Raw genomic sequence first — 13,854 nt, forward strand, 5'->3', positions numbered from 1 at the left:
CCCTGACTGCTTTGCGCATGGTCGTCGAACTCATGAGGTGCGCACAGCGCACTCGGAGGTCAACCCGATGAGCCGATCGCTCAACGCGGTCGGCAACGCTGCTTCGCGGATCAGCCGGTACAGGTTCTCGCATCGCTGCGACACCATGGATTCGACGAACACAAGTGCTCCTGATTCCTCGATGACCTTCCGCAGCCGATGACCATCGGCCGTGCTCAGCATTCTATCTCCGAAGAGGGATTGGACTCCGGCCCAGGACGGATCGGATCGAGCGAACGCGATGAGGAGTGTTTCCTTGCCTTCGCGCAGGTCGCTGACGGTGGATTTTCCTGTCTTCCGTTCGTCCCCGAACAGGCCGAGGACGTCGTCGCGCAGTTGGTAGATCACGCCGAGCTGTGAAGAGATGGCGGTGAGGTCGTCGAGCATTCTTCTGCTGGCTCCAGCCAGAACGGCTGCCATGAGAAGTGGTGCCTGGAACGAATAGATGGCGGTCTTCTGGCCGACCATCGCAAGGACATCCTGACTTCGGGCTTCTTCGAGATGCAGGCTGAACCAGACGTCGGAGTGCTCTCCTGCGGCGCTTTCGAAGATCGTGTCGTCGAAGATGTCGAGGACGGCCCGGCGCTTGGCCTCGTCGATGTCGAGCCGAGCGAGGAGCGAATGGGCGAGTGTGAGCATGAGGTCACCGGCAAGAAGCGACGTTGCGTCCCCCCAGGCCTGTGCGTCATGTTGCGCAGCTCCGCGCAGCATCGCGTCGGAGGCGAACTCCCCTGAGATGTTCGCCTCACCACGACGGATGGTGTCATTGTCGATCACATCGTCGTGAATGACGAGGGCGACGTGCAGCAGCTGCATGGCACAGGCCGCGTCGACGGCGGCACAGTGGTTGCTGCCGCCGAGAGCTGCATGCGCGTCCATGAGCAATCGCGGCCGAACCAGCTTTCCGCCTATGGCCATGTACGAGAGTGAATCCCAGAGATGCCCGTATTGCTCGGAGAATCCGCGCGATCGATGTCGTCCCTCCGCAAGCACCTGCGTGAGCCTGTCCTCGAATGAGAATGCGATGTCGTCGAGTGAGGCAGCCGAATCAGTCATTCTCGCCCGCCTCGCTGAGCAGCTCCGCGATGTGCGGCACAAGCAACGGAAAGTGTTCGACCAGCCACGGGGGGAGCTGCGTCGATCGCCGATGCCGGTTCTGCTGCGCTCGCCCACTGCGTCTGCGCCACCTCGGCTTTGCTCTGGACACGAACGGAGGCTCCTGCGCGGTCGACGAGAACAACCATTTCCACTGTACGAACCCCATTTCGTTAGCCAGGCGAGAGTTAGATCCAGCATAGCAACGGTATGCTGTCATCGTGTCAACCGCAGAGCCAGGGATTCCACACGAGTCAGGCGTGAACTATTTCCCGAACGGCGACGAGTTCTCCGATCGTGCTCACTTGTCGGCGACCGAAATCGATCAGAGCATGCGTGTCATGGAAGCTCTTCGCCGGTGGCGGGAGGCGGATCGTGCCCTGTCGGAGGCGTCCCGACGCTATATGCGACTCAATGAGAGTGACATGCGTGCCATTCGCATGCTCATCCGTGCGCGGCAGCAGGGGCGTGTCGTCACACCGAGAGACATCGCGCACGAAGTCTCGATCTCCAGCGCTTCCACGACAAAGCTCATAGACCGTCTCGTGGCCGGGGGACACCTCATCCGCGTGCCGCACCCCCATGACCGGCGGACGATATGCATCGAGGTGACGGCCGAGACTGCAAAGGCTGCCCGGGAGACGATCGGCCGCCAGCACGCACGTCGTTTTGACGCCGCTGCCGCAATGAGCAGTGACGAGCGGGAGACTGTCGTTCGATTCCTCACGGCCCTGGCGGAGGCCGACTCGCCGCAGGGAGACCTTGCCGGCTCAGAGCAGTCGTCGAGCGCACGACCGGACCATCCGGACTGAGGTGCGCCGTTGGACCTGTGATTCTGAAGAAACCATGCGCGAACGATCGATTCTGGTGGGTGTCTGGTGAGATACTGCAGGTAGCCATTGGTCCGAACGAGGAGCTGAGCTGAAATGAAACCGACGGTCAAGACGTATCAGGATGACATCGGCTTGCTCAACGAGCTGAAGAGACAGTCGTCGAAGGGCGTATCGAAAGACAGCCTCCATGTGTTCGCCCATGACGATGAGCGCACTGACTGCATCGTCGGCGATTGCGGGGCTGCTCCTGCAGCTATCGCCGATCTCGTCGCCGAGCGCTACAACGAATCAGACCATGAACTCACCAGCGTTTTCCGACGTTTCGGCTTTGCTCCTGATGAGTCCAGCGATCTCGAAGAGAGACTTGCCAACGGAAAGATACTGCTCGTCATCGAATAGCGGAGGCCCGGTCTCAGCCGGCATCAGAGACAAGGTTGAGAGGAATGGGCATCTCCTGTCCTCAACGGTTGCGGACCAGGTGGCCGGTGACGACGATGTTGTCTTCGTAGTGGCCCGTTTGTTCGTTGAAGTCTCCGCCACAGGTGATCAGCCGGATCTCGGGGTCATCGGTGTTGCCGTAGACCTTGTATTCGGGGAAGTCGTCTTTGCCGTAGTCGGTGACGTCATCAACGCTGAATATCGCTGTGGAGCCGTCATCGCGGGTGGCATTGATGGTGTCTCCGGGCTGGAGATCTCCGAGTTCGTAGAACACAGCGGGACCATCGTGAGCGGAATCGACGTGGCCGACGATGAGCGAGGGGCCGACCTCTCCGGGGGTGGGCGATCGTTCATACCAGCCCGCGGGTGCGTCCTTCCCCAACGGCGGCACCTCGAGCTCGTCGCCGTCGGCCAACCCGAGTTCCATGATGCTGGTATCGACATCGATGGCCGGGATCGTCAGGCGTGTCGGGGTGGAGGCATCCATCCCCTTTGACGAGGACTCTGCTTCTGCAGCGGGGACGTCCTCACCGGGCGAGGGAGCTTGTGACTCTTCACTTTCGGAGCCGCCGTTGACCGTCTCTGCCGTGGCCGATCGTGTGTCAGACTCCGCATCCGGTTGAGGCGGTGATTGGTCGCGAAAGAGTCCGACGCTGATGAGAACGACCGCGATGACCAGCAGGGCAAGGCCCGCCACGGTCCATGTGTTGATGCCGCGGCGAGTCCCTGCCTGCTTGCCAGTCATGACTGGTGTCGTCCTCTCTCTGCTTCGATCAGTCAGCGCTGGTCTTCGAGCTCTTCCTCCGCGCGATCGCGAAGGCCGCTCCGGCCGCGACAAGCACTCCGCCGCCGGCGGCCAGCATCACGGTGTCATCGGTGCCTGCGGTGCTTCCGCCACCGGTGTCAGGTCCGCCCTTTGGCGGCTGTCCCATCTGGCTGTCCGCGAGCGTCCCACACAGAGCGGGGGCTGTGGCAGCCTGCGGCAGGCTGTCATCGAGGGGGCTCTTCGCGTCTTGAACGTCCGTCGACTGATCCGCGGGATCGAGACCGTGGACGACGACGGTGGCTCGGCCGTCCTTGATGGCGTCCTTGGTTTTGTCGTCGAGGTCGATGGTGCGTTCATACGTCGCCGAACCGCCCTTGATGCCGGCGTGGTCGACGTCGACGGCGGCATCGGCACTGGTATCGCCGGAGTCTGTCAATGTCGTGGAGACTTCTCCATAAGCGGCACCGCCTTCGGGAGTGTTGACGATTCCGTCACCATTCTCATCGGCTGAGGGCGTGGGACATTCGGCGCTGCCATCGGCTTTGACGTGGATGTGCTGGACGTGCGGGTAGGGGCCGTCCATGAACGTCTCTGCCAGACCTTCGACGTGCTCCGTGACCATGGCCTGATCGCCCTTGAGAGTGATCATGATGTCTCCGGAGGCCCCGCTGTCATTGATCTCGCCGAGATCGGCCTGATAGGTCCAACTTTCCTCGGCGCTGCCGCCCGATGGTGCCGCGGCCGCTGGGCCTGCCGCCAGACCAAGGGCGGTCAAGGCAAGGACTGGTGTGAGCATGAGCTTCTTTGCTGTGCGCATGGTGTCTTCCCTTCTTGTTCTTTTATGTGCGCGGTCTCGTTCGGGATCGCACACACAAGATTCGGAGACCTCGGCGCAGCAGATTCATCAGTGGCAGAAACTTTTTCGCTCAGCTTCCGCTGCGTTGGAGGGAGGCTCGGTCTCGCCCACGCTCAAAGACAGAGTGCGGCGATGCGTCTGATCAGCGCTGAACTGGTCATCAAGCCCATTTGGGGACACCAAGTTCGGTGCGGCGGGAAGTCGGGGGAGCCCTATCGGCCGCGCAGCGGTGCCGTCGCGAGTTCGGCGATGCCCTCGTCGGGTCCGATGCCTGCCTCGAACCCCAAACCTTCGAGGGCTGCCCGCGGCGAGGCCGCAATGTGTCTGACGTCGAAGGCTCGGTACTGGCCGTTGACCACCGGCTTCGGCCCACCCATCACCGTCGCCAGCCTTCGGGCCATATCGCCGATCGTGTAGGTGTGTCCCGAACAGATGTTGTACGCGCTCAGGCCGGGACGATGCGCCCCGACCGCTTCGATGGCGGCGACGTTCGCGCGGGCGAGGTCGACGACGTGGACGAAGTCGCGCAATTGGTTGCCGTCCTCGAAGACCTGGGGTGGTTCTCCGCGCTCAAGGGCCGAGCGGAAGATGGCCGCGACACCTGAGTAGGGAGTGTCCGCCGGCATGCCGGGCCCATAGGCATTGTGATAGCGCAAGGCGATGGCGCTGCCCGATTCCAAGGTGCACCAGGCAGCGGCGTAGTGCTCCTGCGCGATCTTCGAGGCGGCGTAAGCCGTGCGCGGAGCGAAGACCGCATCCTCGCCGATCAGGTGTGGCTCGATTCTTCCTCCGCAGTGCGGACAGCGAGGGTCGAACAAGCCCTGCTGCAGATCTCTGTCCTGGCGCGGGGCTGGGGGCACATCGCCGTCGTCGGGGCAGGTGTACCGCCCTTCACCGTAGACCACCATGGAGGAGGCCAGGACCAGTCGCTTCGTTCCGGTGCGAGCCATCGCTGCCAGCAGGGTGGCAGTGCCGAGGTCGTTGTGGGCGGCGTAACCGGGCAGGTCCTGGGCGTCCACACCGTTGCCGACGGTGGCGGCCTGATGGCACACGACGTCGACATCGGCCAGCAGCTCATCCAATAGGGCCGGGTCGCGGATGTCGCCGTGCACCACCCCTGGGGGCAACTTCGCAGTCGTCCCATGCGCCTGCTGAAGCAGCATGTCGACCCCGATGACCTCGTGTCCGGCAGCTGTCGCTGCCTCGGCGATGTGTCGGCCGATGAAACCGGCCGCGCCGGTCAGCAGCACCTTCATGGCAGCTCCAGCGGCAGAGTCATTCCTGCCAACGCCTCGGAGCAGCTGCACGAACGCTCCGACGACAGGGAGGCGATCACTGTTCGCAGTCTCGATTTCAGCGTGTCGGTGTGCTCGGCGAAGACCCGGAAGACTTCCGACTGGTCGACGGCGTGCGTCGAGCTGATGCCGGCGTCGAGATCGGTCACCAGCGCTGCAGTCGCGTAGCACAGCTCGAGTTCACGGGCCAGGATCGCTTCGGGCTGGCCGGTCATGTTCACCACGTCCCAGCCCTGTGCCGCGTACCACTGGGACTCAGCGCGGGTGGAGAACCTCGGCCCTTCGACCACCACCATGGTTCCGCCGTCGACCGGGGATTCATGGTCATCGGCAAGCCCGTCCACCAGGGCCGTGCGCAGTCGAGGACAGTACGGGTCGGCAAACGAGACGTGGCAGGCACCCTTGTCGAAGTAGGTCTGCGCCCGGCCGTACGTCCGGTCGGCCAGCTGGTCCGGAACCACCAGCGAGCCGGGTCCTAGGTGTGGTTTGAGTCCGCCGACGGCGCACGGTGCCAAAATCTGCCGCACTCCGAGGCTGCGCAGCGCCCACATATTGGCGCGGTAGTTCACACGGTGGGCAGGGAATTCGTGCCCCTGTCCGTGCCGGGGCAGGAACGCCACGGTGCGGCTGGTGTCCCCGTGCGTGAACGTGCCGGTCGCGATGGGCGCCGACGGCGCGCCGTAGGGCGTTTCGACGTCGATCTCCTGGGGGTCATCGAGGAAGGTGTAGAAGCCGGAGCCGCCGATGATGGCGATGTCGGGTGTTTCAGTCATCACGCTCTCTTTCGATTGATCGCATTGTTCTCAAACGGCCTGCACTATAGCGGACTGCGTAGGCGAGGGCGCTGAGGCAGCAGAACAGGACCGTCAGCCACAGCCAGCGTCCGAGGAACGGCTCCTGGGTATGGCCTGTGGCAGCAAGGTAGCTGGCCTTGCCCTGCTCGATGATGCCGGGGAAGAACAGCAGGAACAGCAGTCCGCTGGCCAGCACCGGCACTCGGATGTAGTTCACGATAGGCACCCGCGGACTGGATCTCTGGGTTGCTCGCTCAACACGCTGGACGCCTTTGAGTGCCCGGTCTGTACGCTGGACGCCCTTGAGTGCCCGGTCTGCCGCGGCGCAGAGCGGAAGCAGTACGAGATCGACGAGGATAGCTCCGCCCAGGAACCAGACCGCGGGGGACTGCCACCACACTTCCGAGTCGAACAGCTGGTCCGGACCCAGAACCAGAACCGCGTATCCGGCCAGAAGGAAGCACCCGGTCAGCACCAGCAGGTGCCGAGGTCGGGCTCCGTAGATCCTGTGGAACCATCCGGGGGTTGTCGGCATATCAGGTCCTGAACTCGATGGAGCGTACCCATTTGGTGTTGTGCACACCGGGCATAGCCGGGACGATGATCCGTGCGGGAAATCCATGGTCGATCGACAGGTCTGCACCATTGACGCGCAGGGCGAGCAGCGAGTCGGGATCGAGCACCTGGTTGTCCTGCAACGCGGCAGCGTTGAATGTGCCGGATTCCTGAAGCGATTCGACCCGTGCCGAGGCCGGTTCGCCGACTCCGGCCAGCCGTGCCAGTTCGGCCAACCGGACGCCGGTCCACGTCTGCGTCGTCGACCAACCCTCTACACACGCGATCGGCAGGTCAGCGGTGTGTTGGGGCATCGCCAGCAGCTGCGACCGGCTCAATGAAACGTCGCCGTCGCCGCCGCTGAGGGTCAGTCGCCACGCCTCTCCGGTGTCGTCGGGGCTGATTCGCGCGGCAGCGGCCGTCCGATTGACCTGAAAGTCATTGGGCCCATCGCCTGGCACACGCCCCCGAGGCAGCAGCACGGACAAAGGCCGGAGTGCTCCACCGATTGTCTGGCCGAAGCTGAGGAGCAGCACCAGTGCGGAACCTCCACCGACCAGGGCCAGGGCGCCGCGGCGGCTCATGGTCGGCGTATCCGGGTCAGCCGACACCAGCCCGTCGGCATCCGACGGCTCCGGGCGGGTTTCGGCCAGCGGAGTGCGCAGCTCGGTTCGCAGAGATCGGGAACGCAGGGACGAGACCATTGTCGGGAGCTTGAGGCACACGTGAGCGATGAAGGCCGCGATGAACACCCACGCACCGAAGTAGTGTGCCGCGTAGAAGCTGAATCCGAAGATGTAGTCGTACTGGATGTTCAATACGCCTGTGGCCAGTTCGAACAGGATGCTGCCGACCAGAATGAGCAAAGACAGCCGTTCGAGGGCATGCGCCGGAGAGCGTGCCGGCGGCCATGTGAACAGCTTCGGTGTCACCGACCACAGCTTGGCGAGCACCACTGGAATGACCACCATTCCGAGCACGACGTGGATCCCCTGATTGAGCTGATAGAGCCAAGCGGGATTGGTGGGCCACGGGAAAGTCGGCAGCTGCAGCCAGCCCGCGTCCGCAGGTATAGCCTGTCCCAGCTGCGGTGCGTAGGCCACGTACGAGAGCAGACCGGTCAATGTGACCACCGGCAGCGCGGCCAGCAGCACGGCACCGAAGACCGATGTCAGCCACGGCCCACGGATCGGACTACGCCAACGCATCGGCTATGGTCGCCCTTCACACGTCAATTCGGCCATGTGCCGGCTCTCGTGCTGATGCACTCTGCATCCGTGGAATCCTGCCGCGTCCGCGACGTCGGCAATGGCCTCGGCATCGACCCGCGACCAGTCGAAGGCGTCGGTGAGCTGTCCCAGGGCGCGCAAGCGAACACTTTCATGCACCAGACCTGTCCCGGGGGCATCGACTTCGACCAAGACGGACCCGCCTGGACGTATCAGTTGGCGAATCCGCTGCAGCAGTCGGACCGGATCGCCGCCGATTCCGACATTGCCGTCTGCCAGGATCGCGTCCTGCCAGCGGCCTTCGTCCGGCACGTCGTCGAAGACGTCCATGTGAACCGCGACAGCGCCGCGTTCCTGGGCCATTTTCACGGCGACGGAGGAGATGTCGATTCCCAAGGCTTTGCTGCCGCGTGCGGCCAGGGCCCCTGCGAGGCGGCCTGCACCGCAGCCGACATCGAGGGTCGGGCCCACGCAGCGGTCCAAGAACAACGCATGGTCCGCCGCATCGGGCACGCCCGTCCATTGCTGGACGTTCAATTGTGTCACTGTGCCATCGGCCGTGACCACTTCGCATGGATGTCCGGCCATCGCCGCGTTCAGGGCGTCAAGGGGTGCGAAGTCAATGGTGTCGGTCATGGTTGGGACCCTATCTGTTGGGCGTGACCCCGCTCGAGCTCGGCCGCCCGAGCGACCTCGGCAGCGAAGCGGCTGTGGGGAATCAGGGATGCGACCGCGTGTGCGTCTTCCCAGACGTCGACATCGGTCATGATCGGAACGGAGGCGACCCGGGCACCGCCGCGGACGAGTGCCTCTTTGGTTCGCAAACCGGTATCAGGTCTCGACATCTCCACCGTGGCCAGGCAGGATGCCCAACCGGGAGCGCGCACTGCCAATACCCACCAACCTCCGTCCTCAGCCGGACCGAGAGCGGCGTCATAGCATTCCAATGCCGCTGCCGCCGTCTGCAGACTCTCCGTGGTGACTTGGGGCGTGTCCATGCCGATCTGGACGACGCCGTGGCCGGAATCGGCATCGTGGTGGGCTGCAGCCAGCCGGGCCGCGAAGGTGTCTCCGCGCTGGGCGATGACGCGGTGCCTGCCACACGCCGAGGCAAGCTCGTCTGCTTCTGCTGCCTCGTCGAGGTCACCGGCCATCGCGATGACCACCGGCCATCCGAGACCCTCCACCACGTCGAGGGTGTCAAGCAGCGACGCGGCGGCGATCCGTGCTGCCGCGTGATCCCCGACAGTTGCGGCCAATCGAGTTTTGGCTTGGCCCGCAATCGGTGCCTTGGCGACCACCAGCATCGTCGGTGCTGCGCTCATGTCAGCACCCGAGCGAAATCGGTGATGGTCCGCCACGTTCCCAGCAACGTCCCGGAGACCTTGGACTTCGTCCCGCGAGTGCGCCTGCGATAGACGATGTCCTTCTCGTGCACGGTCCAGCCCGCCTGCGAGGCTTTGATCATCAGCTCAAGCGGATAGCCGAACCGACGGTCGGTGACATCCAGTGCCAGAAGATCGTCTTTGCGACAGACCCGCATCGGAGCCAGATCATGCACACCGAAGCCGCTGCTGCGTCGAATCCACCAGGCCAGGACGGCCGTTCCGGCCCGAGCATGCCAGGGCCAGACGCCGTTTCCCTCTGGTCTGCGGCGCCCGATCGCCATCGTGGCGGTCCCCCTGCTCACGACCGAAACCAGCTCTGGCAGGTCGGCAGGGTCCATCGAACCATCGCCGTCAAGCACTGCCACCAAGGGTGCCGTGGCCGCGACGATCCCGGCGTGCACCGCAGCGCCGTAACCGGCAACATCCTCGTACACCACTTCGGCGCCCAGGTCGCGGGCGACGTCGGCCGTGCCATCGGCCGAACCGTTGTCCACGACGATCACGTCCATACCATCGGGGATGGTTCTGAAGACGCCGGGCAATGCCAGTGCCTCGTCGCGGCACGGAATCACCACAGTGCAGGCAAGCGGCTCACGTGCGAGAGGATCATCCATAGGGTGACACTATCAGTGTTAAAATATGACCGTGCCCACGCAAGGACCCTTTTCTTCTCGCCGGGCCTGGACCGCAGCGATGGTCAGCACGATCATCGGTGCGGTCTTGGTCGCCGCCGCGATCATCTGGCCGCGTGCCACAGGAACGGATGTCTTCATCTACTGGCCTCCGCTGAAAGCGAGATGGGGACCTGAGCTGACACCCACCTTGATGCTGCCGGTGCTCGTGGCAGCCACCGGATTCCTGTGCTGGCGACGGATCAGCTCCGCCCTGACTTGGGGCCCCTATCTGGCCGCAGTGTTCGCCGGTTCCTGGCTGTGGACGGCCGCTTTGGCCCATGTCGGCGGCAGGGACGCCATCAGCAAGGTGTTCGCACGTCCCAGCGAATACTTCGTCGATGCCAAAGAAGTGTCGTCGATCCCCGACTTCGTGTCCGGATTCATCGAACGAGTGCCCCTGCACTCGGACGGCAACTGGCCCATCCACATTGCCGGGCATCCACCGGGCGCAACGCTGTTCTTCATCCTTCTCGACCGGCTCGGCATCGCGGACCCCTACACAGCCGGTGTCATCGTGATGACTCTCGGTTGCACCGGGGTCATCGCAGTCCTGCTGACCATCAAGACCCTGGCGGTGGAGAAGTTCGCCCGCCGCGCCGCTCCCTGGCTCATCGTCGCGCCCTCGGCGATCTGGATGGGCGTCTCCGCTGATGCGATGTTCACTGCGGTGGCCGCCTGGGGACTGGCGCTTCTGGCGCTGGCCTCGACAGCACACCGCCGCTGGCAGCTGATCGGCTTCGGGATACCGGCAGGGCTGTTACTCGGACTGTGCGTCTATCTGTCATATGGGCTGTTGCTGCTGGGAATCCTCGCCATCGCCGTGATCGGTCTCGGTGGCAGATGGGCGGCACTGCCCTGGACGCTCGGCGGAGCGCTGTCCGTCGCCGTGGCATTCACTCTGGCCGGATTCCGGTGGTGGGAGGGGTTCCCCGTCTTGGTCACCCGCTACTACGACGGGATCCAATCCAAACGGCAATACGGCTACTGGGTGTGGGCGAACCTGGGAGCCTGGACGTTCACCAGCGGACTGGCGGCATGGGCTGCCTTTCCCCGCAGCATCGCCGAAGCGTGGCGAGGGACCGACAAGGGCCGGCGCGTGGTCGCTGTCCTGGGCTGCGCCGGTTTCGCCTCGATCCTGGTGGCGACGCTGTCGAGCATGAGCAAAGCCGAGGTCGAACGAATCTGGCTGCCATTCACGATCTGGGTCCTGGTGCTGCCGTCACTGCTGCCTGTGCGATGGCATCGGCCCCTGCTCGCTGCGCAGATCGTCTCCGCGATCGTCATCGAGTACCTCTTGATCACGCAGTGGTGAAGGTTGTGCGGGCCGGTCGAAGCGATCACCGTGCAATGGTCACGATGTGCCTTGGGTCTCCGAAACGTCGTTGTTCTCATTGAACCCGATGAGTTCGTAGCCCATTTCTGCAAGTTCTTCGTCCTCGGATCCCGGGGGAGTGTCGCCGTCGATCGGACGCCCGGCCGTCTCGTTGAAGAAGTGGATGCCGATGAGGCCGATGATGCCTGCACCGACGAGGTAGACGGCCGGGAACAGGTCGAAACCGGTGGCCTGTATGACGAAGGTGTTCACCGCAGCCGTGGTCCCGCCGAAGATTGCGGTCGAGATGTTGTAGCCGATGGCGAAGCCGGAGAACCGGACCTGGGTCGGGAAGATCGCCGGCAGCGTCGCCGAGACGCACGACTGCATCATCACCTGGAGCAGAGCGATGACACCCAGTCCGAGGAATTGGAGGAAGCGTCCTTCGGCATGCATGAGCATGAATGCCGGGACGGAGAGGACGATGAAGCCGATCGCCGAGGTGTAGAGCACCGGTTTGCGCCCGATCGAGTCCGTCAGTCGGCCCAGCGGGCTGACGACGGCGATCATTGCCAGCAGCAGTCCGACGAGCATGAAATTGCTCGTGACTTCGGAGTGTCCCAGGATGCTGCTGAGGTAGGTCGGCATGTACGTCAGGACCATGTACTGGCCGACGTTGAGAAGCACGACGAAGGCCATGAGCATGACGATCTGCTTCTTGTATCCGGTGAATAGTTCTCGGAACGGTTTCCGGTTGGCCTGCTGCTTAGAGGTGGTCTGTGAGAATGCCTCCGGTTCGTCGAGTTTCATCCGCAGCCAGAGGGCGATGGCACCGAGCGGCAGGGTCAGCAGGAAGGGCAGGCGCCACCAGCCGGCCTCCATGCCGTCCGATCCGACGACGACGAGGATGATGGTGCAGACGAACGCAGCCGAGGCGGTTCCCGCCAGGGTGCCCATCTCAAGGAAGGATCCGCAGAAGCCTCGTCGTCTGTCGGGTGCCGACTCCGCCATGTAGACGGCGGCTCCGCCGTACTCGCCCCCGGTCGAGAAACCTTGGACCATGCGGCACAACAGCAGCAGGACCGGCGCGAATGCCCCGAGAGTGGAGTAGCTGGGAAGGATGCCGATGATCGTGGTCGGAATCGTCATCATGATGATGGTCAGGACCATCACATGCTGGCGGCCCACCTTGTCCCCCAAAGGCCCGAGGACGAGCCCTCCCAAAGGACGGAACACGAAGGAGAGGGCGAGGGTGGCGAATGTCAGCGCGACTCCCCATTCGCCGGGGAAGAAGGCGCTGGCGATGTAGACGGACACGTAGGAGTAGACACCGTAGTCGAACCATTCGACGGCATTGCCGAGGGCCGATCCTCCGATTGCCCGCTTGAGGGTCCGCTTCTGGGCGGGCGGCATCTTGGACATGTCGATGCCGTCAGGTGTGGGGATCTTCTCATCGTTCGCCGAACTGCTCATGCCATTCCCTTCTCGAGACGTCACCTGTGTCCATTGGAACGCAGATTCGCAATTTTCGCTACCTCTGTAGTGCCCCCTGGAGGGGGGCCGGGCACGACCGAAATGCGACCCTCAAAGACTGGACACTCGGGGTGGCTCTCCCCGCGTCGTGTCATCCGGTCTTCTTCTTGGCTCCGGCCTTGCTCGACCCGGACTTCTTCGCAGAGCTGCTCTGGCCAGAACCCTTCTTCTTGGTCTCCGACTGTCCCGAACTCTTCTTCGATGAGCGAGAGCTGTCGACCGACTTCTGGAGTGCCTCCATCAGATCGATGACGTCGCCGCCGGGCTCTTCGTCCTCGTCTTCGTCACCGAAGGCCTTCTCCAGGTCGAGAGACTCGCCCTTGTCGATCTTCGCGTCGATGAGCTTGCGCAGTTCCTCCTGGTAATCGTCATTGAACTCCTCCGGAGTGAAGTCCTCCGAATACGAATCGACGAGCTTGGCCGACATCTCCCGCTCCTTCTTGGAGATCTTCGCCTGAGAATCCACGCCCTTGAAGTCGACGTCGCGGATCTCATCGGCCCACCGCAATGTCTGGATCATGAGCACCTTTCCGCACACACGCAGGACCGCCAGCCGCGTGCGGGTGCGCAGGGTGATCGTCACAATGGCCGTGCGGTCGGTGTCCTCGAGGGTCTGTCGCAGGAGCAGATAGGACTTCGGGGTCTTCGACGTCGGCTCGAGGAAGTACGCCTTCTCCAACATGATCGGATCGATCTGATCATTGGGCACGAACTGGAGGACCTCGAGGTCGTCATTCTCATCGGCGGGCAGAGCCTCGAAGTCGTCCTTCGTGAGGATCACCCGATTCTCGCCATCGTCGTAGGCCTTGACCATGTCGTCGGTCTCGACGACCTTCCCACACTCCTGACAGCGGTGCTGATTGCGGATGCGCCCGCCGTCTTTCTCATGCACCTGATGCATATTCACGTCGTGACTCTCGGTGGCCGAGTACAGCTTCACCGGCACGTTGACGAGGCCAAACGCAATCGATCCGGTCCAAATCGCTCTCATTCCTCCATTGAAACCCAGTCTCAGAATGTTGGCTACCCCCATCGGCAGTCCCTCAT

General features: G+C 63.5%; 15 protein-coding genes. 3 read left to right on the forward strand and 12 right to left on the reverse strand.

Annotated features, from left to right (window positions below):
• Positions 1 to 30: 30 nt before the first annotated feature.
• Positions 31 to 1,095 carry a polyprenyl synthetase family protein gene (locus BKA07_RS07020; protein WP_167950267.1) on the reverse strand — a complete coding sequence of 355 codons (1,065 nt, stop codon included), beginning with the start codon at positions 1,093 to 1,095 and terminating at the stop codon, positions 31 to 33.
• A gap of 464 nt (positions 1,096 to 1,559) precedes the next feature.
• Between BKA07_RS07020 and BKA07_RS07025 the strand changes: the two genes are divergently transcribed.
• Both BKA07_RS07025 and BKA07_RS07030 read left to right on the forward strand, forming a co-directional pair.
• On the forward strand, positions 1,560 to 1,946 hold the full coding sequence (locus BKA07_RS07025; protein WP_245161874.1) for a MarR family winged helix-turn-helix transcriptional regulator: 387 nt from the start codon (positions 1,560 to 1,562) through the stop codon (positions 1,944 to 1,946).
• Between the two features lie 114 nt (positions 1,947 to 2,060).
• Positions 2,061 to 2,366 (forward strand): general stress protein, encoded by a 306-nt coding sequence (locus tag BKA07_RS07030; RefSeq protein ID WP_167950268.1) that lies wholly within the window; start codon positions 2,061 to 2,063, stop codon positions 2,364 to 2,366.
• Between the two features lie 61 nt (positions 2,367 to 2,427).
• On the opposite strand, the gene BKA07_RS19245 is transcribed toward BKA07_RS07030, so the two are convergent.
• The 9 genes from BKA07_RS19245 to BKA07_RS07075 form a co-directional block, all read right to left on the reverse strand.
• Entirely contained in the window at positions 2,428 to 3,150 is a 723-nt protein-coding gene (locus BKA07_RS19245) for a class F sortase (protein WP_167950269.1), read from the reverse strand.
• A 28-nt stretch (positions 3,151 to 3,178) separates the two neighbouring features.
• Positions 3,179 to 3,988 carry a hypothetical protein gene (locus tag BKA07_RS07040; protein WP_167950270.1) on the reverse strand — a complete coding sequence of 270 codons (810 nt, stop codon included), beginning with the start codon at positions 3,986 to 3,988 and terminating at the stop codon, positions 3,179 to 3,181.
• 251 nt (positions 3,989 to 4,239) lie between these two features.
• Positions 4,240 to 5,283, reverse strand: coding sequence for an NAD-dependent epimerase/dehydratase family protein (locus BKA07_RS07045; RefSeq protein ID WP_167950271.1), 1,044 nt, complete (start codon positions 5,281 to 5,283; stop codon positions 4,240 to 4,242).
• Positions 5,280 to 6,095 carry an S-methyl-5'-thioadenosine phosphorylase gene (locus tag BKA07_RS07050; protein ID WP_167950272.1) on the reverse strand — a complete coding sequence of 272 codons (816 nt, stop codon included), beginning with the start codon at positions 6,093 to 6,095 and terminating at the stop codon, positions 5,280 to 5,282. The genes BKA07_RS07045 and BKA07_RS07050 overlap by 4 nt, the downstream gene beginning before the upstream one ends.
• Positions 6,088 to 6,651 (reverse strand): hypothetical protein, encoded by a 564-nt coding sequence (locus BKA07_RS07055; protein WP_167950273.1) that lies wholly within the window; start codon positions 6,649 to 6,651, stop codon positions 6,088 to 6,090. Before BKA07_RS07055 ends, BKA07_RS07050 begins: the two co-directional genes overlap by 8 nt.
• A gap of 1 nt (position 6,652) precedes the next feature.
• On the reverse strand, positions 6,653 to 7,879 hold the full coding sequence (locus tag BKA07_RS07060; protein ID WP_167950274.1) for a molybdopterin-dependent oxidoreductase: 1,227 nt from the start codon (positions 7,877 to 7,879) through the stop codon (positions 6,653 to 6,655).
• 3 nt (positions 7,880 to 7,882) lie between these two features.
• The gene (locus tag BKA07_RS07065) at positions 7,883 to 8,536 is read right to left on the reverse strand and encodes a methyltransferase domain-containing protein (protein WP_167950275.1); all 654 of its coding nucleotides are present in this window, start codon (positions 8,534 to 8,536) and stop codon (positions 7,883 to 7,885) included.
• Complete coding sequence (locus BKA07_RS07070; RefSeq protein ID WP_167950276.1) at positions 8,533 to 9,225, reverse strand: TIGR04282 family arsenosugar biosynthesis glycosyltransferase; 693 nt, start codon at positions 9,223 to 9,225, stop codon at positions 8,533 to 8,535. The genes BKA07_RS07065 and BKA07_RS07070 overlap by 4 nt, the downstream gene beginning before the upstream one ends.
• Complete coding sequence (locus BKA07_RS07075; protein ID WP_167950277.1) at positions 9,222 to 9,902, reverse strand: glycosyltransferase family 2 protein; 681 nt, start codon at positions 9,900 to 9,902, stop codon at positions 9,222 to 9,224. The genes BKA07_RS07070 and BKA07_RS07075 overlap by 4 nt, the downstream gene beginning before the upstream one ends.
• 31 nt (positions 9,903 to 9,933) lie before the next feature.
• On the opposite strand from BKA07_RS07075, the gene BKA07_RS07080 reads away from it, so the two are divergent.
• Positions 9,934 to 11,274 (forward strand): hypothetical protein, encoded by a 1,341-nt coding sequence (locus BKA07_RS07080; RefSeq protein WP_342449008.1) that lies wholly within the window; start codon positions 9,934 to 9,936, stop codon positions 11,272 to 11,274.
• Positions 11,275 to 11,313: 39 nt separating this feature from the next.
• Here BKA07_RS07080 and BKA07_RS07085 read toward each other — a convergent pair whose 3' ends face one another.
• Both BKA07_RS07085 and ku read right to left on the reverse strand, forming a co-directional pair.
• On the reverse strand, positions 11,314 to 12,747 hold the full coding sequence (locus BKA07_RS07085) for an MFS transporter (protein ID WP_209043890.1): 1,434 nt from the start codon (positions 12,745 to 12,747) through the stop codon (positions 11,314 to 11,316).
• 151 nt (positions 12,748 to 12,898) lie between these two features.
• Positions 12,899 to 13,798 (reverse strand): non-homologous end joining protein Ku, encoded by a 900-nt coding sequence (ku, locus tag BKA07_RS07090; protein ID WP_167950278.1) that lies wholly within the window; start codon positions 13,796 to 13,798, stop codon positions 12,899 to 12,901.
• Positions 13,799 to 13,854 lie beyond the last annotated feature (56 nt).

Origin of the sequence: Brevibacterium marinum (assembly GCF_011927955.1) — a bacterium.
GTDB lineage: Bacteria > Actinomycetota > Actinomycetes > Actinomycetales > Brevibacteriaceae > Brevibacterium > Brevibacterium marinum.

Coding starts and splice junctions, on each gene's coding strand:
- BKA07_RS07050 (WP_167950272.1), bottom strand. CDS start 6,095: ATGACTGAAACACCCGACATCGCCATCATCGGCGGCTCCGGCTTCTAC.
- BKA07_RS07060 (WP_167950274.1), bottom strand. CDS start 7,879: ATGCGTTGGCGTAGTCCGATCCGTGGGCCGTGGCTGACATCGGTCTTC.
- BKA07_RS07030 (WP_167950268.1), top strand. CDS start 2,061: ATGAAACCGACGGTCAAGACGTATCAGGATGACATCGGCTTGCTCAAC.
- BKA07_RS07020 (WP_167950267.1), bottom strand. CDS start 1,095: ATGACTGATTCGGCTGCCTCACTCGACGACATCGCATTCTCATTCGAG.
- BKA07_RS07075 (WP_167950277.1), bottom strand. CDS start 9,902: ATGGATGATCCTCTCGCACGTGAGCCGCTTGCCTGCACTGTGGTGATT.
- BKA07_RS07065 (WP_167950275.1), bottom strand. CDS start 8,536: ATGACCGACACCATTGACTTCGCACCCCTTGACGCCCTGAACGCGGCG.
- BKA07_RS07025 (WP_245161874.1), top strand. CDS start 1,560: ATGCGTGCCATTCGCATGCTCATCCGTGCGCGGCAGCAGGGGCGTGTC.
- BKA07_RS07055 (WP_167950273.1), bottom strand. CDS start 6,651: ATGCCGACAACCCCCGGATGGTTCCACAGGATCTACGGAGCCCGACCT.
- BKA07_RS07045 (WP_167950271.1), bottom strand. CDS start 5,283: ATGAAGGTGCTGCTGACCGGCGCGGCCGGTTTCATCGGCCGACACATC.
- BKA07_RS07070 (WP_167950276.1), bottom strand. CDS start 9,225: ATGAGCGCAGCACCGACGATGCTGGTGGTCGCCAAGGCACCGATTGCG.
- BKA07_RS19245 (WP_167950269.1), bottom strand. CDS start 3,150: ATGACTGGCAAGCAGGCAGGGACTCGCCGCGGCATCAACACATGGACC.
- BKA07_RS07085 (WP_209043890.1), bottom strand. CDS start 12,747: ATGAGCAGTTCGGCGAACGATGAGAAGATCCCCACACCTGACGGCATC.
- ku (WP_167950278.1), bottom strand. CDS start 13,798: ATGAGAGCGATTTGGACCGGATCGATTGCGTTTGGCCTCGTCAACGTG.
- BKA07_RS07040 (WP_167950270.1), bottom strand. CDS start 3,988: ATGCGCACAGCAAAGAAGCTCATGCTCACACCAGTCCTTGCCTTGACC.